14 protein-coding genes are annotated in these 22,180 nt (G+C 66.8%); 11 read left to right on the top strand and 3 right to left on the bottom strand.

Annotation, left to right across the window (positions count from 1 at the left end; all coding sequences use genetic code 11):
• The first annotated feature begins 373 nt into the window (after positions 1-373).
• Positions 374-5,830 (top strand): carboxyl transferase domain-containing protein, encoded by a 5,457-nt coding sequence (locus AB0L97_RS24990; RefSeq protein WP_364433704.1) that lies wholly within the window; start codon positions 374-376, stop codon positions 5,828-5,830.
• 185 nt (positions 5,831-6,015) lie between these two features.
• Here AB0L97_RS24990 and AB0L97_RS24985 read toward each other — a convergent pair whose 3' ends face one another.
• A complete protein-coding gene (locus tag AB0L97_RS24985; RefSeq protein WP_364433701.1) occupies positions 6,016-6,900 on the bottom strand; it encodes a universal stress protein in 885 nt (294 codons plus the stop codon).
• 840 nt (positions 6,901-7,740) lie between these two features.
• On the opposite strand from AB0L97_RS24985, the gene AB0L97_RS24980 reads away from it, so the two are divergent.
• Both AB0L97_RS24980 and AB0L97_RS24975 read left to right on the top strand, forming a co-directional pair.
• Positions 7,741-8,358 carry a hypothetical protein gene (locus AB0L97_RS24980; protein WP_364433698.1) on the top strand — a complete coding sequence of 206 codons (618 nt, stop codon included), beginning with the start codon at positions 7,741-7,743 and terminating at the stop codon, positions 8,356-8,358.
• Complete coding sequence (locus tag AB0L97_RS24975; RefSeq protein WP_355074245.1) at positions 8,355-9,005, top strand: hypothetical protein; 651 nt, start codon at positions 8,355-8,357, stop codon at positions 9,003-9,005. The genes AB0L97_RS24980 and AB0L97_RS24975 overlap by 4 nt, the downstream gene beginning before the upstream one ends.
• Before the next feature lie 61 nt (positions 9,006-9,066).
• Here AB0L97_RS24975 and AB0L97_RS24970 read toward each other — a convergent pair whose 3' ends face one another.
• Positions 9,067-9,516, bottom strand: a complete 450-nt coding sequence (locus AB0L97_RS24970; RefSeq protein WP_364433694.1) for an FAD-binding oxidoreductase — start codon at positions 9,514-9,516, stop codon at positions 9,067-9,069.
• Positions 9,517-9,727: 211 nt separating this feature from the next.
• On the opposite strand from AB0L97_RS24970, the gene AB0L97_RS24965 reads away from it, so the two are divergent.
• Together AB0L97_RS24965 and ctaD are read left to right on the top strand one after the other, a co-directional pair.
• Positions 9,728-11,521: a thiamine pyrophosphate-requiring protein gene (locus AB0L97_RS24965; protein WP_364433691.1), complete on the top strand. Its 1,794-nt coding sequence runs from the start codon at positions 9,728-9,730 to the stop codon at positions 11,519-11,521.
• Between the two features lie 28 nt (positions 11,522-11,549).
• Complete coding sequence (gene ctaD, locus AB0L97_RS24960) at positions 11,550-13,247, top strand: cytochrome c oxidase subunit I (protein WP_364433688.1); 1,698 nt, start codon at positions 11,550-11,552, stop codon at positions 13,245-13,247.
• 20 nt (positions 13,248-13,267) lie between these two features.
• Here the strand turns inward: ctaD and AB0L97_RS24955 are convergent, their stop codons facing one another.
• Complete coding sequence (locus AB0L97_RS24955; RefSeq protein ID WP_364433981.1) at positions 13,268-13,729, bottom strand: DUF2083 domain-containing protein; 462 nt, start codon at positions 13,727-13,729, stop codon at positions 13,268-13,270.
• Between the two features lie 137 nt (positions 13,730-13,866).
• Here AB0L97_RS24955 and prpD point away from each other — a divergent pair, with 137 nt between their 5' ends.
• The 6 genes from prpD to AB0L97_RS24925 all read left to right on the top strand — a co-directional run bounded on the left by prpD (position 13,867) and on the right by AB0L97_RS24925 (position 21,971).
• Positions 13,867-15,369 carry a 2-methylcitrate dehydratase PrpD gene (gene prpD, locus AB0L97_RS24950; RefSeq protein WP_364433685.1) on the top strand — a complete coding sequence of 501 codons (1,503 nt, stop codon included), beginning with the start codon at positions 13,867-13,869 and terminating at the stop codon, positions 15,367-15,369.
• A complete protein-coding gene (gene prpB, locus AB0L97_RS24945; RefSeq protein ID WP_364433681.1) occupies positions 15,369-16,283 on the top strand; it encodes a methylisocitrate lyase in 915 nt (304 codons plus the stop codon). Before prpD ends, prpB begins: the two co-directional genes overlap by 1 nt.
• Before the next feature lie 26 nt (positions 16,284-16,309).
• Positions 16,310-17,461, top strand: a complete 1,152-nt coding sequence (locus tag AB0L97_RS24940; RefSeq protein WP_364433978.1) for a bifunctional 2-methylcitrate synthase/citrate synthase — start codon at positions 16,310-16,312, stop codon at positions 17,459-17,461.
• A 240-nt stretch (positions 17,462-17,701) separates the two neighbouring features.
• Complete coding sequence (locus AB0L97_RS24935) at positions 17,702-18,421, top strand: DUF6069 family protein (RefSeq protein ID WP_364433678.1); 720 nt, start codon at positions 17,702-17,704, stop codon at positions 18,419-18,421.
• A gap of 607 nt (positions 18,422-19,028) precedes the next feature.
• Positions 19,029-19,940, top strand: a complete 912-nt coding sequence (locus AB0L97_RS24930) for a cutinase family protein (protein ID WP_364433675.1) — start codon at positions 19,029-19,031, stop codon at positions 19,938-19,940.
• A gap of 318 nt (positions 19,941-20,258) precedes the next feature.
• Positions 20,259-21,971 carry an acyl-CoA dehydrogenase family protein gene (locus AB0L97_RS24925; protein ID WP_364433672.1) on the top strand — a complete coding sequence of 571 codons (1,713 nt, stop codon included), beginning with the start codon at positions 20,259-20,261 and terminating at the stop codon, positions 21,969-21,971.
• The last annotated feature ends 209 nt before the right edge of the window (positions 21,972-22,180 follow it).

The following is a 22,180-nucleotide window of genomic DNA, read 5'->3' as shown; positions in this document are numbered from 1 at the left end:
CGAAACCGACCAGTAATTCGCGTTTCTGGTTTCGTAGCGGAATCCGACGACGCGAGCGTACGCGAGGCGAAAAGATTGACGCGGCACCGGCCTGCCTCTAACCTTCGCGTGGTGAACGATGCTTACCATGCGGCGTCGGGGTGGCCGTCGCAGGTATCGCCATCTCTGCGACCGACGGCTGCCGGATCACTCCACGCTTCCCTGACCGTCGCAGTCGGCAGCGGGCTACCCGGCGCGCCTGCCCCGCACCCGCGCGACGATACGGCCGAGTAACCACCGGACAGGTGTAATTGCACCGACCGGATGTGCGACAAAGGGTATCCACCCTTTTGCCCGTCGACCGGGCCACAACTTCGGAGAGGAAGGACGGCGAGTGTTCAGCCGCATCGCCATTGTGAACCGGGGAGAGGCCGCCATGCGCCTCATCCACGCGGTCCGAGACCTGGCCGCGGAAACGGCACGTTCGATCGAGACCATCGCCTTCTACACCGATGTCGATCGCAACGCGACGTTCGTGCGCGAGGCCGATATCACCTATGACCTCGGGCCGGCCTCCGCGCGACCGTACCTGGATCTGAAGGCGCTCGAACGGGCGCTGGTGGCGACCCGGGCCGACGCCGCGTGGGTCGGCTGGGGCTTCGTCGCCGAAGATCCGGCGTTCGCCGAGTTGTGCGACCAGATCGGCGTGACCTTCATCGGTCCGGATGCCGAGGCGATGCGCAAACTCGGCGACAAGATCGGCGCGAAGCTCATCGCCGAAGAGGTCGGTGTACCGGTCGCGCCGTGGAGCCGCGGCCCGGTCGAGACCGTCGACGACGCGCTCGCCTCCGCCGCCGACATCGGCTACCCGCTCATGCTGAAAGCGACCGCGGGCGGCGGCGGGCGCGGTATTCGCGTTGTCACCGACGAGGCCGAGTTGGTCGACGCCTACGAACGCACCCGGCAGGAGGCCGCCCGCGCGTTCGGCAGTGGTGTGGTGTTCCTCGAACGGCTCGTCACCGGCGCTCGCCATGTCGAGGTTCAGGTGATCGCGGACGGTCAGGGCACCGCTTGGGCGCTGGGTGTGCGCGACTGCTCGGTGCAGCGGCGCAACCAGAAGGTCATCGAGGAGTCCGCGTCACCGGTGCTGCGGCCCGAGCAGGTCGCCGAACTCAAGGCCTCGGCCGAGCGCCTGGCGGTCGCGGTCGGTTACCGCGGCGCGGCGACCGTCGAGTTCCTCTATCACCCCGGTGACGAGCTGTTCGCGTTCCTCGAGGTCAACACCCGTCTGCAGGTCGAGCACCCGATCACCGAGCAGACCACCGGTTTCGACCTGGTTCGCGCGCAACTGGCGGTGGCTTCGGGTGAACGGCTCGAGGGCGAGCCGCCCGCCGAGCGTGGGCACGCCATCGAAGCGCGGCTCAACGCCGAGGACCCCGACCGCGACTTCGCTCCCGCGCCGGGCCGGATCGCCCGCTTGGACCTGCCCGCGGGGCCGGGTATTCGGGTCGACACCGGTGTCAGTGAAGGCGATGTCATCCCCGCCGATTTCGATTCGATGATCGCCAAGATCATCGCTTACGGCCGCGACCGGTCCGAGGCGCTGGGTAGGTTGCGCCGGGCCGTCGGGCAGACCCGGGTGATCATCGAGGGCGGCGCTACGAACAAGAGTTTCGTCCTCGAACTGCTGGACCAGCCCGAGGTGATCGACGCGAGCGCCGACACCGGCTGGATCGACCGGGTGCGCGGACAGGGTCGCCTCGTTTCGCACCGCAACTCCGCCGTCGCGCTCGCGGCCGCCGCCATCGATGCCTACGAGGAAGAGGAACGGGCCGAGCGGGACCGCCTGCTGTCCACCGCCGCGGGCGGTCGTCCCCTGGTGCAGCACCACGCGGGCCGACCGCTCGACCTCAAATTGCGCGGAGTCGGCTATCGGGTGCGCGTGGCCCGTACCGGCGCGCATCGGTTCCGCATCGGCATCGAGGCGGGCGAGGACATCCGCACCGCCGATGTCGACCTGGTCCGCTATGACCGGCATTCCGGCCAGATCGTGGTCAACGGCACCGCCTTCCGCGTCACCGCGGGCACGCACGGGCCGATCCACGTGGTCGACGTCGATGGTGTGACCCATCGGGTGAGCCGGGACGAGGGCGGCGTCGTCCGCTCACCGGCACCCGCGCTCGTGGTCGCCACGCCGTTGCAGGTCGGCGACGAGGTCGAGGCCAACGCGCCGCTGCTGGTGCTGGAGAGCATGAAGATGGAGACGGTGCTGCGCGCACCGTTCAAGGCGCGGCTGAAGGAATGCGCCGTCTCGGTCGGTACCCAGGTGGAGACCGGGGCGCCGCTGCTGCGGCTGGAGCGCCTGGTGGACGACGCGGTCGAGGAGACCGCGGCCGTCGGGTCGGTCGAACTGGACCTGCCCGCCGGGGATGCGCAGGCTCATCCGCACGAGCGGATCGTCCGACGATCGCAGGACCTGCGCGGCCTGCTGCTCGGTTTCGACGTCGATCCGCACGACGACCGCCGGGTGCTGACGGATTACCTCGATGCCCGCCGTATCGCCGTCGCGGACGACCGCAGGCCGCTGGCGGAGGAACTCGAACTCATCGACGTGTTCACCGACCTCGCCGAGTTGAGCCACAACCGGCCGTCGGGTGAGGACGCCCAAGGGCATGTCCACAGTGCCCGCGAGTACTTCCACACTTACCTGCAGAGCCTGGACGTCGAACGGGCCGGACTGCCGGAATCGTTCAAGAGCAAGCTCGCGCGGGCGCTCGGCCACTACGGCGTGTCCGATTTGGAACGTTCCCCCGAGCTCGAGGCCGCGGTCTTCCGGATCTTCCTCGCCCAGCAACGCACCGACACCGTCGCGGTCGTGACGGCACTGCTGCGGGAGTGGCTGGGCGAGCGGATGCCCGATCGAGCCCTGCGCGAACCGGTCGGTCTGGCACTGGAACGGCTGGTCGCCGCGACCCAGGTGCATTTCCCCGTAGTCGCCGATCTTGCTCGCGGTCTGGTGTTCGGCTGGTACGGCCAGCCGTTGCTGCGGCGTAATCGCGCCCGCGTGTACACCAATGTCCGCCGGTCCCTGCGGTACCTGGACACCCATCCCGACGCGTCCGATCGCGCGGAGCGTATCTCCGACATGGTCCGCAGCACCGAACCGCTGGTGCGGTTGCTGGGCCAGCGGCTGGTGCGCGGCAGCGACGACAACACGGCGATGCTCGAGGTGCTGACCCGCCGGTACTACGGCAACAAGGGGCTCACCGGCGTCCGCACCCACGACGTCGACGGATGCCGCTACCTGATCGCCGACCGCGACGGTGCGAGCCTGGTGTCCGCCGCGGTGCGCTTCGACGCGCTCGGTGCTGCGGTGCGCGGGCTGGCCGAACTGACCGGCGACGCGGTGTCGATCGACGCCGACATCTACCTCAGCTGGGAGAAGCAGCCCGCCGACTTCGACGCCATGGCCGCGGCTCTGCACTCGGTGCTCAGCGCGCAGCCGCTGCCGAAGCAGGTGCACCGGATCACCGCGACAGTCGCGGGCAGCAACGGCGCGGTCATGCATCACCACTTCACCTTCCGCCCGTCGGCCACCGGCCCGGCCGAGGAAAGGCTGATCCGCGGCCTGCATCCGTACATCGCGCAGCGGATGCAAATGGAGCGGCTGCGCAAGTTCGATCTGACGCGCCTGCCGTCGTCCGACGACGAGGAGATCTATCTGTTCCGGTGCGTCGCGAAGGACAATCCGGCCGACGACCGGCTCATCGCGTTCGCCCAGGTGCGGGACCTGACCGCGCTGCGCGAACACGACGGACGGCTGCTCGCGCTGCCGACCGCCGAGAGCACGATCGCCACCTGCCTCGACTCGATCCGCCGGGCGCAGTCGCAGCGGCCGTCGGCGAAGCGGCTCAACACCAATCGCATCGTGATGTACGTCTGGCCGCCGCTGGATGTCACCCGCGCCGAGCTCGAGCGGATCGGCGGGCATGTGCTGCCGACGACCGCGGGCGCCGGACTCGAGGAGATCGTGCTCATCGCGCGGGAACGCGACGCGGACACCGGCGAGTTGGCGAAGGTGGCCATCCGGATCAGTTTCGATGCCGCGGGCGGCACCGTGGTGACCTTCGGCGAGCCGTCCGACGAACCGATCGAACCGCTCGACGCCTACCGGCAGAAGGTGCTGCGCGCCGCGGGCCGCAATGCGGTGTACCCCTACGAATTGACCGGCCTGCTCGGCGATTTCACCGAATACGACCTCGACAGCGATCACACGCTCGTCCCGGTCGACCGGCCGAAGGGGCGCAACACCGCCGCGATCGTCGCCGGCGTCATCACCACGGCCACCCCGAAACACCCGGAGGGCGTCACGCGGGTGGTGCTGCTCGGCGACCCGACGAAAGCATTGGGCGCGCTGTCGGAACCGGAGTGCAGGCGGGTGATCGCCGCACTGGACCTGGCCGAGCGCCTGGAGGTGCCGCTGGAGTGGTACGCGCTGTCGGCGGGCGCTCGCATCTCGATGGAATCGGGCACCGAGAACATGGACTGGGTGGCGGCCGCGCTCAAGCGGATCGTCGAATTCACCCAGGCGGGCCGCGAGATCAACATCGTGGTCGCGGGCATCAATGTCGGAGCTCAGCCGTACTGGAACGCCGAGGCGACCATGCTCATGCACACCAAGGGCATCCTGGTGATGACGCCGGATTCGGCCATGGTGCTCACCGGTAAGCAGGCGCTGGACTTCTCCGGCGGCGTGTCGGCCGAGGACAACTTCGGCATCGGCGGCTACGACCGGGTCATGGGTCCGAACGGACAGGCGCAGTACTGGGCGCCGAACCTGGCCGCGGCGCGCGACATCCTGATGGCGCACTACGACCACACCTACATCGTCCCTGGTGAGCAGGCGCCGCGGCGGTCGCAGACGAGCGATCCCATCGATCGCGACATCTCCGATTTCCCGCACGTCCTGGCGGGCAGCGACTTCGCCACCGTCGGCGAGATCTTCTCCGCCACCGCGAATCCGGACCGGAAGAAGCCGTTCGACATCCGCACGGTGATGCGCGCGGTCGCCGACCAGGACCACCCCGTGCTGGAGCGCTGGGCGGGCATGGCCGACGCCGAGACCGCCGTCGTGCAGGACGCGCATCTGGGCGGAATCCCGGTGTGCCTGCTGGGCATCGAGTCCAGGGGCGTGCCGCGGCACGGTTTTCCGCCCACCGACGGCCCGGACACCTACACCGCGGGCACGCTGTTCCCCCGGTCGTCGAAGAAGGCCGCGCGGGCGATCAACGCCGCGAGCGGCAACCGTCCGCTGGTGGTGCTGGCGAACCTGTCGGGCTTCGACGGGTCGCCGGAGTCGATGCGCAAGTTGCAGTTGGAGTACGGCGCCGAGATCGGCCGTGCGATCGTCAACTTCGACGGTCCGATCGTGTTCTGCGTGATCTCCCGCTATCACGGTGGCGCGTTCGTCGTCTTCTCGAAGGCGTTGAACCCGAACATGACCGTCCTGGCGCTGGAAGGCTCATTCGCCTCGGTGCTCGGCGGCGCGCCCGCCGCGGCGGCGGTGTTCTCCGGTGACGTCGCCACCCGCACCACGGCCGACCCGCGGGTGCAGGAGCTGGAGGTGCGCGTCGCCAACGCGGCCGGTACCGATCGCGCCACTCTGAGCGCCGAACTGGACGAACTGCGCTCCTCGGTGCGCGCGGAGAAACTCGGTGAAGTGGCCGCGGAGTTCGACCGCATCCACAACATCCAGCGCGCCGTCGAAGTCGGCTCTGTCGATGCGGTCATCCGCGCCGATGAACTGCGGCTTCGCGTCATCGAAGCCATCCAGGAGCGCCTGGACGGCTGACGGCGGGCGGGCGGCGTCCTCGGCGGGCGGCGGCTGGACGGTCGGTTGTGCTCGATAGCGGCACAATCCGATCGGCAGTCGTCGCCCGCCCTCGTGTGCGAGCTCGGCTACGCGCCCACGGCTCCCCGTGGTGCACCGTGAATCGGTAGCGTTGACGGTCCGTCGATCGCGGTGGCGGTGCCCGTCTATCGCCGGTTCCGGGGGTGCCGCGCAAAGCTCGCCGGTCTTGTGACTATCACCGGCACCTGCGCCCCGTGTAGTACGGCTCTACTGACCGAACCGAGCGGCATCGCGGAGAATTCGTCGTGCCCGCGGCTGCCGACGACGATCGACCGCGCTTTCTCGCCCGCCTCGAGCAGTCGCCTGGCGGGGTGGTCCTCGACCACGACACGCCTCACCGTCACTTCCGGATACGCCTCGCTGTACCCTGCCAAACTCCGGTCGAGCAATCCCTCGCCACCCTCCCGCGATTCGATGAGCGAGCCGGGGAAGCCGGACAACGCGTGGACCGCAACGAGATCGGCGCCGCGAAACGCCGCTTCGTCGAAAGCCAAGGAGACGGCTGCCGCGCTGCTCGTGGAGGCATCGACGCCGACGACGACAGGCCCGTCGCCGTGCTCGACGCCACGGGGAATGACGGCAACGGGGCATCCCGCCTGCCGCGCCAGCGCGGTGCTCAGCGATCCCAGCATCGCGCGGCTGAACGCGCCGAGGTCATGGGCGCCGACCACGAGCAGCCGCGCGGTCTCGGATCGGCGGCGCAGAACCGGAACGGGGGCGGCGTTGGTCAACTCCGCGGTCACGTCGATCCGATTGATCGGAGCGGATTCGGCGATGGCCGTGGCGTACGCGATCTCCAACGCGTCCGGGCCGCCCCAGCGATAGCTGCCGGGGGCGGACGGCCCGAACTCGACGCCGGAACCGTGGTCGCCGAGGCCACCGGTCAGATAGACGAGGTGCAGCGGTGCGTGGCGGTGGGCGGCGTCGATGGCGGCCCAGCGCACGGCGGCAAGCGCCACCTCGGAACCGTCGACACCCGCGAGGATCGGAGCCTTGCTCGAAGTGAACATGGGTTCTCCTCCGGTTCGCATGCGGGGGCCGTTGTCGGGCCGGGTCGAGATCGTGGCGGCGTACCTGCGAGTGTCCGTCTCCTCGGCGAGGCGGCAGTAGAGCAACCGGTAGCCAGCGGCGAAGGACCAAGGTCCCGCTCTTGCACCCGGCCGGGAGCCGCCTTCCCCGCGGCGACCTCTGCGGCGAAGTCGCGGAGCACGGATGGTGCGTTCGAGCCTCGACTGGTGATACATCCGCTGGCCTCGCCGAATCAAGGGCGGTGCCGAGGCAGACGGGTACGGGCGCGACTACGGGAAACGGGTAGTCGGCTACTCGCGTCGGCAGGTCGAGGAGAGCGAAGGCTCGACTGCATCCTCGGGAGCATGCCTGTCTCGGGGGAGGTGATCATGAGAAACGATTCGCGAGTATTCCTTGTCGCGGCGGCCGTAGCGGGACTGCTCGGCGCGGTGTCGGTACCGGTCGCGGCACCGGAGCCGGTTACCACCGTGCCCAACCCGTCGCCGGTCACGTCGCAACCCGCTTGGCCGAACAGCACGCCCACGGATGACTGGCTGCCCAAGACTACGCGGTCCGATTGGACGACCACCCCGACGACACCGGAGCCCACGACGGGGAAACGGGAGCCCAAAACCACGACTGAACCGGAGCTCACAACCACGACGACCAGGCCGGAACCGACAACCACGACGAATCCGGAACCGACAACCACGACGACAAAGCCGGAGTCCACAACCACGACGCAACCGAGTCCGACGACGACCACGACGACGAAACCGGTCGGGACAACCGCGCCGCCACCGAGTTCCGGTCCGTCCCCTGTACCGACCGAGAGTTCGGCCGTGCTTCCCGCACCCGTTCTCACCGCGCCGGCCACTGCGGAACGCGGCACCGTGATCACTGTGCACGGCGAACGCTGGCCCTGCGACCTGGTGCGGGTGCTTCCGGATTGGTCCGCGGCGGTGACCGCCCAGGTTCAGGGCGGTTCGTTCGATGCTCGCGTCGATGTGCCACAGGGAGCCGCACTGGGTCTGCACTCCATCCCCGCCGCCTGTGCGGGAACCTCTCAGCGCATTGTCGCGAAGACGTCCGTGGAGATATCACCCGCGCGGCTCGTCCCCACACCCAACGGAGCCGGAATCCCGGAACCGCCCGGCGAGCCTCCGCCTCCTCTGGGACAAGCCGATGCGGGCAACCCGGACACCGGCCCCATCGGCATAGTGGGCATCGGAGGGTTCCTCCTTGCCCTCGGTGCCGCGGCTCTGGTCATACGGGGTCGCGGGAAACGCCCGGGCGGCGCGTCGCACGATGAGGATCCGCATCTGCCACGGGTACATGTGCGTGTGGTCGCGGACGGCCCCCCATCCATCCACGTTCGCCAGGTCGCCCGCGCTCCCGAGGTCCGGGTGCGGCTGCGGGCCCGCGAGCCATGGCTGAATGTCAAGGAGGTATTCGGATGACAAGTCCAGCGTTGATCAGGGCTCGGACAGTACTGTTCCAGAACGCTCCGCACGATGTCGGTGTGGGCGAGTTGGCCGAGTGCCTGCACGAAAGGGGCGCCGAACACTTGGCACTGCGCCGGGCGCCGGGCGTGGCCGCACTACTGGAGTCGGCGGCGCTGCACGAGGTGGCCGAGACGATAGATGGGCTGCTCGAGGTCGACTTGGGCACTGTCGCGATCGAGGGTTGGCGCCGCTACGACCGGCTACGCATGGCGGCGATGCGTACAAGTGCGGGCGGAGCCGAGCAGGTGACGCTGTTCGAACACGAGATCACCCAGACCTACCATCCGTGCCTGGATGTCACCATCGACGGAAACCCGGTGGGGGAGTTCACGATCGAACTCTGCGTCGCGCTACTGCTCCAGCCGCTCGCCGCCACCGTTCGCAACGGCATGCTGGCGGCGCTCGGCCCCGGCGATTGCACCGTGACGGTATCGATCGGCGCGCCGGAGCTCGGGCCGATCATGAAACGCCAACGTACGCTGCACACGGCGACCATGATCGACCTCCGATGGCCCATCCCGCTCGTCGAGCAGCCCGGAGCCTCGTCGGTCGATCGCGTGCACCGGGTGCGTCCGCCGCAATCGCGGTGGACCGGCGGGTGATGAAAAAGTATGGACGTCAGGGCATGTCGCCGCCCGGGCCTTCACCGGCCGGGCCGTGCTCTCATTCCGTCGAGCCGGAAGCGCGGCGAGAGCTGTCGGTCGTGCAGCTGACATGGGTGGACGGCTTGGGGCCGACCATCAGGCCGGTGGATGCCAGCTCGGTGTTGAGCCGGTCGAGCGCGATGCCCGGCTCGACCACGGCGGTGGCGGCGGCACGGTCCCCCGACACCACATGCGGGCAGTATTTACTCCGGTCCATAACGATCGCCGCGTTGCGGCATTGCCCGGCCAGGCTCGTGCCGCCACCACGCGACACCACCGGCACGTCGTGCGCGCGACAGACGGCGACCGCCGTGGCCGCGTCCTCCGGTGTGCGCGGCGCGACCACCCCGAGGGGGACGGCGCGATAGTTGGACGCATCCGTCGAGTACGTCGCGCGGCTTCCTGAGTCGAATCGAACCTCGCCGTCGATCCGCTCGGTGAGTCCGCGCGCAGTGCCTCCAACGGCCATCTGGAACGACCGGAAGCGCTGTGATGGCCGGGCAATTGAAGCGAACGCGCCATTTCGGGCACATCCTCTCGACGACGGCAGGTGAGCATCGGAACAGACGAGAACACCGCGCGGATACCCGTCCGGTCGCCGCGTATGCCTCGGGTTGAGGGCCGCCGGCCGGGGTAATCGGCCCCGGAGACGACACCTCGAAGGCGGACAGGAGAACGACATGGCTGACCAGGTCGCCGACTATGTCTTGCGACGGCTGCGTGACTGGGGCGTGCAGCAGGTGTTCGGCTATCCGGGCGACGGCATCAACGGCTTGATCGCCGCGTTCGGGCGGGCCGACAACAAACCCGCCTTCATTCAGGCGCGCCACGAGGAGATGGCCGCGTTCCAGGCGGTGGGCTACGCGAAGTTCAGCGGCGAGGTCGGCGTCTGCACTGCCACGTCGGGTCCGGGAGCGATCCATCTGCTCAACGGCCTCTACGACGCGAAACTCGATCACGTGCCGGTCGTGGCGATCGTGGGGCAGACCGCGCGCAGCGCGATGGGCGGCAGCTATCAGCAGGAAGTCGATCTGCAGAGCCTGTTCAAGGATGTCGCCTCGGACTACTTGGTCGAGGTGAACGTTCCCGATCAATTGCCCAACGCGCTCGACCGCGCGTTCCGTATCGCGACCACCCGCCGGGCCCCCACGGCGCTGATCATCCCCTCCGATCTGCAGGAGGAGCGCTATCAGCCGCCCGAGCACGCGTTCAAGCAAGTGCCATCCAGCCCGCCTTCGGCACTGCATGCCACGGTCACCGCGGATCGCGCAGGCATAGAACGAGCCGCCGAGATCATCGACGCCGGGTCGCGGGTGGCGATCCTCGTCGGGCAAGGCGCCCGGGACGCCGCCGAGCAGGTGATGGAGCTGGCCGAGATCACCGGAGCCGGGGTGGCCAAAGCCCTGCTCGGCAAGGACGTGCTATCGGACGACCTGCCGTACGTGACCGGATCCATCGGGCTCCTGGGTACCCGGCCCAGCTATGAACTGATGCGCGACTGCGACACCCTGTTGATCATCGGATCGAATTTCCCTTATTCGCAGTTCCTTCCGGACTTCGGTCAGGCGCGTGCGGTGCAGATCGACATCGACGGCGCCATGATCGGCATGCGATACCCCACCGAGGTCAACCTCGTCGGTGACGCGAAACGAACACTCACCGAACTGCTTCCGCTGCTGAGCCGCAAGTCCGATCGCAGCTGGCGGACGACGATCGAATCCAACGTGCGGCGCTGGTGGGACACGATCGAACGCCAGTCGCTGCTGGACGCGAAGCCGGTCAATCCCATGCGGGTGGTGTGGGAACTGTCGCGGTACATCCCGGAGGACGCCATCGTGACCGCGGACTCCGGGTCGTCCACCAACTGGTATGCCCGCTGTCTGCGGTTCCGCGGGCGGATGCGGGGTTCGTTGTCGGGGACGCTGGCGACCATGGGGCCCGGTGTGCCGTACGCGATCGGCGCGAAGTTCGCCCACCCGGACCGGCCGGTGGTCGCTCTCGTCGGTGACGGTGCGATGCAGATGAACGGCGCGGGCGAATTGCTGACCATCAGCCGTTACCACGAGCAGTGGCGCGATCCACGGCTGGTGGTGTGCGTGTTCCACAACAACGACCTGAACCAGGTCACGTGGGAGCTGCGCTCGATGGGGGGCGCGCCGAAATTCGAGGAATCGCAGTCGCTGCCGGAGGTCTCCTACGCCGAACTCGCCCGCACGTACGGCCTGGGCGCCATCGCCGTGGACGACCCCAACGACCTCGCGCCCGCCTGGGAAGCGGCGCTGTCGGCCGAGCGGCCCACGGTGCTCGACGTCCGCTGCGATCCGGAGGTACCGCCGATCCCACCGCACGCCACCTGGGACCAGATGAAATCCACCGCCGAAGCGGTGCTGCGGGGCGACCCCGACGCCTGGCATCTCGTGGCACAAGGCGCGAAAGCCAAGGCCCAGGAATTCGTCCCCGGCCACCGCGGGTGATCTCGCCGGTAGCAGGTGAGGAGTATCGATGACTCAGGTGTCGTATCCACTCGCACCGCAGGTCACACCGACCAGGCCGTTTCCGGCGCGGACGGCTCCGAAGGGCTCGGTGTTGTGGCGGCTGGTCACCACGACGGACCCGAAGGTGCTCGGCATCATGTATCTCGTCGCCGCGACCGCCTTCTTCTTGCTCGGCGGTTTGATGGCGCTGCTCATGCGCGCGGAACTGGCACGGCCGGGCCTGCAGTTCCTCTCACCCGAGCAGTACAACCAGCTGTTCACCATCCACGGCACCGTCATGCTCCTGCTGTATGCGACTCCGACGGTGTTCGGATTCGCCAACGCGGTCCTTCCGCTGCAACTCGGAGCACCCGACGTGGCATTTCCCCGGTTGAATGCCTTGAGCTTCTGGCTGTTCCTCTTCGGCGGGACGATGGTGGTCTCCGGATTCGTGACACCCGGCGGCGCGGCTGATTTCGGATGGACGGCGTATACGCCACTGAGCGACATCATCCACGCGCCAGGCCCCGGAGCCGATCTGTGGATCATGGGCTTGGTCGTATCCGGTTTGGGCACCATTCTCGGCGCGGTGAACATGATAACCACCATCGTCTGCCTGCGCGCGCCCGGCATGACGATGTTCCGCATGTCCATGTTCGGGTGGAACATCCTGGTGACCAGCGTGCTGGTGTTGCTCGCGTTCCCGATTCTCACCGCCGCCTTGATGGCGCTGGCCTACGACCGGCATCTCGGCGGGCACATCTACGACGCCGCCACCGGTGGCGTCCTGCTCTGGCAGCATCTGTTCTGGTTCTTCGGGCACCCCGAGGTCTACATCGTGGCACTGCCGTTCTTCGGGATCATCAGCGAGATCCTCCCCGTGTTCAGCCGCAAACCCCTGTTCGGCTATGGACCTCTGGTGTACGCCACCATCTCGATCGGAGTGCTGTCGGCAGCGGTATGGGCGCATCACATGTTCGCGACCGGGGCGGTGCTGATGCCCTTCTTCTCGATGATGACCTTCCTGATCGCGGTGCCGACCGGGGTCAAATTCTTCAACTGGATCGGCACCATGTGGAAGGGGAACCTGACTTTCGAGACCCCGATGCTGTTCGCCGTCGGCTTCATCGTCACTTTCTTGTTCGGCGGACTGTCCGGCGTCATCCTCGCCAGCCCGCCATTGGACTGGCAGATTCACGACACCTATTTCGTCGTAGCCCACTTCCACTACGTGTTGTTCGGCACGATCGTTTTCGCCACTTTCGGCGGAATCTACTTCTGGTTCCCCAAGATGACCGGGCGCTACATGGACGAACGCCTGGGCAGGCTGCATTTCTGGACGACATTCGTCGGCTTTCACACGACCTTTCTGGTTCAACACTGGCTGGGCGCCGAAGGTATGCCCCGCCGGTACGCCGACTATCTGCCGACCGACGGGTTCACCGCGCTGAACGCCGTCTCGACCATCGGATCGTTCATTCTGGGCGTCTCGATGGTCACGTTCGTATGGAACGCGTTCCGCAGCTACCGCTACGGCGAGGTCGTCACCGTGGACGACGCCTGGGGCGGGGGAAATTCACTCGAATGGGCCACGACCTGCCCGCCTCCTCGGCACAACTTCTACGAACTCCCCCGTATCAGATCCGAACGCCCGGCCTTCGAACTCCACTACCCACACATGCGAGAACGGATGCGCGCGGAATCGTACGTCGGCTGGGGCTCGTAGGTGGCACGCAGCCGGTGTGATCATCGCGGTTCGCCGCGATGGTCGGCCGGGGTGTAGGGGATGTTGGCGGCGCGGTTCTCATCGATTCGGATCGCGCGCCCGAGTTGCGGGAAGGCGCGCTGGGCGCAGTCGGGGCGTTCGCAGATCTTGCAGCCCGCGCCGATGGGCACCGCGGAGGTGTCGTCGTGGATGGGCAGGCCGTGGGAGTAGACGAGCTTGTCGGCGTAGGCCAGGTCGCATCCCAGACCGATCGCGAAATCCCTTCTGGGAGAGAGGTATCCGGGGGTGCTCTCGTCGGTGGTTCGGGCCAGCCAGAGGTATTTGCGTCCGTCGGGCATCTCCGCGATCTGGGTACGGATTCGACCGGGTGTGGTGAAGGTTTCGTGGACGACCCACAGCGGGCAGCTGCCGCCGACCCTGCTCGCGCAGTGCGCGCAGCCGTCCGCCCGCATACATCTTCTGCATGCTCGCGAATGTAGCACCACAAGAGTTCGCAATTTCCACAAATTTGCTGATTTCGGTACGCAAAATTCGGCATTTGTAACGGATTTCCCGCGTGCATAGGCGTGGGTAGTGTGCGAAAAGAAACCCGGAAATCGATGATCTGGAGGCTTCCGTCGTGAAAAACCACCTCGTCCGCACGCGCCGCTCCGCTGAGCACTTCCCCCGCGAGGAGCACCTCGCGTGGCGGATCGCCGAGGTTGCCGCGGACCCGGTGGCGGTCGCTCCGGAGACCGAGGAGATGATCGTCAACCGGATCATCGACAACGCGGCGGTCGCGGCGGCGTCGGTGACGCGTCGTCCGGTGGCCAACGCGCGCGCCCAGGCGCTGGCGCACCCGTACCAGCCGGGCGCGACCGTCTTCGGCGTCGACGGTCGATGCTCGCCGGAGTGGGCGGCCTGGGCCAACGGCGTGGCCGTGCGCGAACTGGATTTTCACGACACGTTCTTGGCCGCGGAGTACTCCCACCCCGGCGACAACATCCCGTCGATCCTGGCGGTAGCCCAGCATGCCGGACGCGGCGGGCGGGATCTGATCCGCGGGTTGGCGACCGGATACGAGATCCAGGTGGACCTGGTGCGGGCGATCTGCCTGCACGAGCACAAGATCGACCACGTCGCCCACCTCGGCCCCTCCGCCGCCGCCGGTATCGGCACGCTGCTCGGCCTGGACATCGAGACCATCTATCAGGCCATCGGTCAGGCACTGCACACCACCACCGCCACCCGGCAATCGCGCAAGGGAGAAATCTCCAGTTGGAAGGCCTACGCACCCGCTTTCGCCGGGAAGATGGCGGTGGAAGCGGTCGATCGTGCCCTGCGCGGTGAAGGCGCGCCGTCGCCGATCTGGGAAGGGGAGGACGGCGTCATCGCCTGGCTGCTGGGCGGCCCCGACAAGGAGTATTCGGTGCCGCTGCCCGGCCCGGGTGAACCCAAGCGCGGCATACTCGACACCTACACCAAGGAGCATTCCGCCGAATACCAGAGCCAGGCGCCGATCGACCTGGCGCGCCGGTTGCGTGAGCGGATCGGCGACCTGGACCGGATCGCCTCGATCGTGCTGTACACCAGCCACCACACGCACGTGGTGATCGGCACCGGATCGGGCGATCCGCAGAAGTTCGACCCGACGGCGTCCCGCGAAACCCTCGATCACTCCGTCATGTACATCTTCGCCGTCGCCCTGCAGGACGGCGCCTGGCACCACGAGCGCTCCTACGCCCCCGAACGTGCACAGCGGCCCGACACCGTCGAGTTGTGGCGCAAGATCTCCACCGCCGAGGACCCGGAGTGGACCCGGCGCTATCACTCGACCGACCCGAACGAGAAGGCGTTCGGCGCCCGTGTCGAGGTCACGCTGAAGAGCGGCGAGGTGATCGTCGACGAACTCGCGGTCGCCGACGCGCACCCGCTCGGTGCGCGGCCATTCACCCGGGACCAGTACATCGCCAAGTTCCGGACGCTGGCCGAGGGAGTGATCGACGCGGGCGAGCAGGACCGCTTCCTCGACGTGGCCCAGCGCACCCCGCAGCTGTCCGCCGAGGAACTGGGTCAGTTGAACTTCACCGTGTCCGACGAGGTACTCGCGCGGGCGCCGAAATTGCCGAAGGGACTGTTCTGATGACCGGTCTGCTGGCCGCGGCCACGCCGGCCGCCGACAAACGCGCCGCGTTCCGCGCGGGGCTGGCCTCCGGAACGATCCAGCGTTTCCCGGGCGCGTTCAATCCGCTGGTAGCCAAGCTGATTCAAGAAATCGGCTTCGAAGGCGTGTATGTCTCCGGCGCGGTGGTCTCGGCCGATCTGGCGCTGCCGGATATCGGGCTCACCACCTCGACCGAGGTGGCGGAGCGCGGTCGGCAGATCGCGCGCGTGACCGATCTGCCGGTGCTCATCGATGCCGACACCGGCTTCGGCGAGCCGATGAGCGCCGCGCGCACGGTCTCGATGCTGGAAGACGCCGGAATCGCGGGCTGCCATCTCGAGGATCAGGTGAATCCGAAACGGTGCGGTCACCTCGACGGCAAGGCTGTGGTGCCGGTCGAGGAGATGGTGCGCAGGCTCCGGGCCGCGGTGTCCGCCCGGCGGGATCCGAATTTCGTCCTCTGCGCGCGCACCGACGCCGCCGGGATCGAAGGCATCGACGCCGCGATCGATCGGGCCGGGGCCTATGCCGAAGCGGGCGCGGACCTGATTTTCACCGAGGCGTTGCGCACCGTCGCGGATTTTGAGAAGTTCCGGGCCGCGATGCCCATTCCATTGCTGGCGAATATGACCGAGTTCGGTAAGTCCGAACTCATCCCGGCGGCGACACTGGAGCGGATCGGCTACAACGCGGTGATCTACCCGGTGTCCACCCTGCGGTTGGCGATGTTCGCGGCCGAGGCCGGGTTGCGAGAGATCTTCGAGCAGGGCACGCAATCGGGCTTGCTCGATCGAATGCAGCCCCGCTCTCGCCTGTACGAGCTTCTCCAGTACGAGCGATACAACGAATTCGATTCCGACATCTTCGATTTCACTCTGGGAAGGAACCAGTGATGAACACCGCATCGCCAAGCGATTCGATGGGGGGCGGTGGTCGGGCGACGGGTGGGCCGGAGGCCGCGGTACCGACCATAGCCAAAGGCCTGGCAGGCGTCGTCGTCGACACCACCGCCATCTCGAGGGTTGCGCCGGAATCCAACTCTCTGACCTACCGGGGCTACGCCGTACAGGACCTGGCCGCGCACTGCGGTTTCGAGCAAGTGGCGTATCTGCTCTGGTACGGCGAGTTGCCCTCGGACGCCGAACTGGAGCGGTTCCAGCAGCGAGAACGCGCGGCCCGCCGGGCCGACCGGTCACTGCTGTCGCTGGTGGCCAAGTTGCCCGACACCTGCCACCCGATGGATGTGGTCCGCACCGCCATCAGCTACCTCGGCGCGGAAGACCCGGCCGAAGACGACAATTCGGCGAACGCCAACCGCGCCAAGGCTCTTCGCATGTTCGCGGTGCTGCCGACCATCGTCGCGGCCGACTATCGCCGTCGCCATGGCCTGGACCCGATCGCACCGCATTCCCATCTGGGGTACGCGGAGAACTTCCTGAACATGTGCTTCGGGACCATCCCGTCGCGCGCGTTGGTGGAAGCGTTCGAAGTGTCGTTGATCCTCTACGCCGAGCACAGCTTCAACGCCTCCACCTTCGCCGCCCGCGTCGTCACCTCCACGCAGTCGGACATATACAGCGCCGTCACCGCCGCCATCGGCGCATTGAAAGGGCCCCTGCACGGCGGCGCGAACGAAGCCGTCATGCACGACATGCTGGAGATCGACGACCCCGCGCTGGCCCAGGCATGGTTGCGTAACAAGCTGGCGCGCAAGGAGAAGGTGATGGGCTTCGGCCACCGCGTCTACAAGAACGGTGACTCCCGCGTCCCTACCATGAAGAAAGCCTTCCTGGATATCGCCGCGGCGACCGACGGCCAGAAGTGGGTGCGTATATACGAGGTCCTCGAGCGCACCATGCGCGAGGCCACCGGCATCGAACCGAATCTCGACTTCCCGACCGGCCCCGCCTACTACCTGCTCGGCTTCGATATCGAGGTGTTCACCCCGATCTTCGTGATGAGCCGCATCACCGGCTGGACCGCGCACATCATCGAGCAGGGCGAATCCAACGCGTTGATCCGGCCACTGAGCGAATACGTGGGCGTCCCGCAACGGACGGTCGTCGCCTGAACTTTCCGCACCGCGGATCGTGCTCAGGTGCGATCGGCCGGGAACCGGGAGGAGTTGTCGGCTGGGCCACGGCGCTCCTCAGAACCGATCGGAGTCCGGCACCTTACTGATCTCCGCCATGGCGGCGCTGGCCTGTGTGTGACGACTGCGCGCAACGGGAATTCAATAGGGGGCAGCGGCCCTTGCGGCCCCGCCCTACACTCGACGCACACGCAAGCTCTCCACGGAGGTGATCGGCGGTTGAATCCCATGAATCCGCGCGACCAGCACACCGCACGTTATGAAGCCGGTTATCAGCCGGGCGATTACCGTGATCCCGGGTACGGCCAGGATCGCGGGTACAGCCAGGCCTCGGGATACGGCCAGGATCACGGGTACGCCCAGGATCACGGGTACGCCCAGGATCACGGGTACGCCCAGGATCACAGATACGACCAGGATCACAGATACGACCAGGCGTCCGGATACGGCCAGGACCAGGGACAGGGCGCGTATCAGCACTCCGAACGCCCGGAGAGGCAACCTCGGTCGCGGCAGGAGCCGGACGTCAATATCGGCATGTTCGTCGGCGGTGTGATCGCCGCGGCGGTGGTGACCGCGCTCGCGGCGTGGTTGTGCGCCTGGATCATCGAGATCATCGCCACCCGGGTGAGCGAGAGCGGCAAGTTCGGGGTGTGGAACCCGATGGCCCAAGATGCGTACTGGTTCGCCGTGGTGGCATTCATTTGTGCGCTGTTGGGCGGGGTGCTGTGGTATCTGTTGCGCTTGGGCACTCCGTCGCCGGAGTTGTTCTTCGGCTGGATCGTGGGCATTCTGACCGCCGCGGCGGTGATCATTCCTCTGGCACTGTCCAGCGACCTCTGGGTCGGCATCTCCACCGGGATCGAACATTTGGTGATCGGGCTCCCGATCCTCAGCCTCGTGCGCATGGTGGGCGCGAAGAGCATCGTGCCCCGGTGATCGACCCTGCGCAGTGTTTGCACGCGCGCTGCCGGAGCCGGATGCCCATCCTTGCTCGGGGGTGGCCGTGGCATCGGAGGATACGTCGGGTGTGGGAGCGCGGTTGACCGAGGGGGGTGCACCTTCACTCGGCTTGCCGACCCATCCGCTGGGTATGTGACTGCCTATTCACCCTAACGCCACCATTGGTGGTGACGGCAGGGCCTGTCGTCCGCGGTAACGACGCACGTGGTGCCGCAAGCTGTGTCGTCGGGATGCGAGAAAACCACTACAGCAGTGGGAATGGACGGTACTCGCACTGGCTGGTGTCTCCGGAAGCCGGCGACTGAGACTGGGTTGCGATTAGCCGAGGCGGGACGCTGGACGATCATTATGTTAATGGCTATTCTTATACTCTGCCGACGTGTGGTCGTCCTTGTGCTCGCATGATCGGTGCTCGGCTCAATGAGGAGTGGCGCAGGTATGGATGGACTCAGGCGGCGCGGCGTCGAAACCCGTTGTGCGATCACGATCCGGAGCAACCGGTCTCCGAGGCGTCGAACTCGGTGCGGCCCGAACGGCATGACGGATTTCCTGCGGCTACCGTGATGAGCGCCTGAGGTATTCGATGCTCGCTCGATGGAAGACGATCGCCGCTGCGTTGGTAGCCGTGGCGGTGACCACCGTTCATCTCGGTGTCGTGTCCGCTTCGGACGGCGCACCGGCCCATTGCCCAGAGTTGTACGTCGTGGCGATTCCCGGAACGTGGGAAACGTCCAACACCGATCCGGGCAAAGGAATGCTCGCGCTGAGCCTGAATGATCTACCCGGGGATGTCCAGGTCGACTATGTCCCCTACGCGGCAACGGCTTTCCCATGGGAAAGCGAAGTGTACGGTCGCTCCAAACAGGAGGCGATCGACAAAGCGCGCGTCCTGGTATCGGCAATGGCCCAGCTGTGCGGGGCCACCCGGATCGCGCTGCTCGGCTACAGTCAAGGCGCGGACGCGGCAGGTGATCTCGCGGCCGAAATCGGTACCGGACTGGGCGTGGTGCCGCCACACCGGGTCGTGCTGGTCGGGCTGATCTCCGATCCTCGTCGCTCACCCGGCGACCTTCTGATCGGGCCGCCTGTCCCGGGTGCGGGCGCGATCGGCTCTCGCGCAGGGGGTTTCGGCTGGCTCACCGCGCGGACCTACACCTTCTGCATCGCGGGTGACCTGTATTGCGCGATGCCGGACGGCGACTTCGCCGGACGCATCGCCGGCTTCTTCGTGCAACTGTCGAATCCCGATCCCGGCAACATGGGTGAATATCAGCGGCAGGCAATCGAAATCATCGGTGACGCATTGGCCGCGGGAGGCCTCGGTCTCTTGTCCGATCAGCTCAACGCCTCCGCTTACGAACAGCGGAAGCGGCAGATCGATGAATTCCTGAAGTCCGGCGTCCACCAGAGTTATCCCGCGTACGCCATCGGCCCCGATGCGGCCACGCCGTTGACCTGGCTGCGCCAGCGCCTCATCGAGGCGACGAGTTCCTGACCCTCCGTTCGGTAACGAGCACCTCGCCGCTGGAGCCGGTATCCACCGCGCCTGATCCGAGTGCACTTCTGCACCGGTATCCGGGATCCGGTGCGCCGCGACCTGGCCGCGGTCCACGATGGCGTGCGCCTGTGCGGGCCTGTTCTCGGCCTGGTCGAACGGCACATTGCCCGCGACACGCGACCAGGTCGTCGAACACCTCGCCGAGACGCTGACCGCTTACCGTCGCCTGTACCGCCGAGCCCCGTCCGATGATTGACGGCAGCTGCCGTCAGTTCTAAATTGAAGGCACTTGCCGTCAGTTCGAAAGGTGTCGTCATGGCCCTGTTCAACCCGAAGACCGAGACGTTCGAGGAGTTCGATCCCGCCACGCGGGCTCGGCTACGGTCGGTGGTCGACTTCTTCGAGCGGAAGGGCAAGCAGGCGCTCACCAGCGACGCGCACCGAGCGGAGTGGTACGAGGACTGGATGCGGTTCCTGGCGGAGAGCCGGATCATCGCCTACATGGCGACCCCGCGGGCGAGTTCGGGCGCGGATCCGGAGAAGCGCTGGGACACCGCGTTCATTTCCCGGTTCAACGAGATCACCGGCTTCTACGGATCGCAGTACTGGTATGCGTGGGGCGTCTCCACGCTCGGCCTCGCCACCATCTGGCAGAGCGCCAACGGCAAGGCGCATCTGCGTGCGGCCGAGGAACTCGACCGCGGCGGGATCATCGGGTTCGGGCTGTCGGAAAAGGACCATGGCGCCGACATCTACGCTACCGATATGCTGCTCTCTCCCGATGGCGCAGGGGGTTTCACCGCCACGGGCAGCAAGTACTACATCGGCAACGGCAACGTGGCCAGGATCGTGCCGACCATCGGCAGGCGCACCGACCTGGAGGGTTCCGACGCGTACGTCTGGTTCATCGCCGACAGCCAGCACCCGAACTACCGGCTGGTCAAGAACGTCATCCACGGGCAGAACTTCGTCTCCGCCTACGACCTGGTGGACTATCCCGTCTCGGCCGACGACGTACTCCACGTAGGCCGCAAGGCGTTCGACTCCGCGCTCGCCGCGGTCAACCTCGGCAAGTTCAACATCGGCATGGTCGCGTTGGGGATCGTGGAGCACTGTTTCTATGAGACGATCAACCACGCCGCCGCCAAGGTCCTGTTCGGGCACCCTGTCACGGACTTCCCGCAGGTGCGCCAGATCCTGAGCGACAGCTACGTGCGCATGACCGCCATGCGGCTCTACCACGAACGAGCGATCGACTACATGCGCTGCTCGACCCCCGAGGACCGCCGCTTCGTGATGTTCAACTCCATCGGCAAGATGAAGGTCACTCGCGAGGCCGAGCGCGTGTTCCGTGAACTCTCGGATGTCATCTCCGCCAAGGGATTCGAGAAGGACTCCTACTTCGCGACGGCACGCGGCACCATCGACTCGATGCCACGGCTGGAGGGCACCGCACACGTCAATATGGCCTTGACGTTGAAATTCATGCCGAACTTCTTGTTCAACCCCGCGGAACTGCCGCCGGTCCCGGTGCGACGGGATTCCGGCGACGACGAGTCGCTGTTCCGGCAACCGGGCGCGGCGGGGTTGGGCGCAGTGCGATTCGCGGATTGGCGGCCGGCGTACGAACGCTATCGGCACCTGCCCAACGTGGCATTGTTCGTCGAGCAAGCCGAGCGCTTCACTCATTTCCCCGTGCAGGCACCGCCTACCCCGGCCCAACTCGAGGATCTGGACTATCAGCTCGCGGTGGGGGAATTGTTCACGCTGCTGCCTTACGGGCAGCTCATCCTGGAACAAGCCGAGATCAAAGGGGCGTCCGAGGACATTGTGGACTCGATCTTCGAGATATTCGTGCGCGACTTCTCCTCGTACGCGCTGGGAGTCTTCTCGAAAGCCTCCTCGACCACCGCTCAACAGGATTGGGCACTGAGCGTGCTGCGTAAGCCGATCATCGACGTCCAGCGAACCGCGCGCCTGCACGACGAGGTGATGAGCCACGCGGGCGTGTTCGAAATGAACCCGTAGCCGGCTGCCCCTCCTCGACGGCGCACGCCGTCGCCGTCGAGGACGGTCGAGATTGCGCAGGAACCTGTTCCCGTACGCTTCTCTGTGAATTTCGAATAACTTTTCGCCGTGCGGGCGATGACCGAGCGCGCGGTTCGCCGGTGGGCAGCTCGCTGAGAATTTGTGGAGGTTGGCGTGGGCGTCGAGGTCAGGACCGAGAGTGTGACCAA

This window comes from Nocardia sp. NPDC051911 (assembly GCF_040681035.1).
GTDB lineage: Bacteria > Actinomycetota > Actinomycetes > Mycobacteriales > Mycobacteriaceae > Nocardia > Nocardia sichangensis.
The sequence above is the reverse complement of the archived record's forward strand: the minus strand, read 5'-3'. Positions and strand labels throughout refer to the sequence as shown.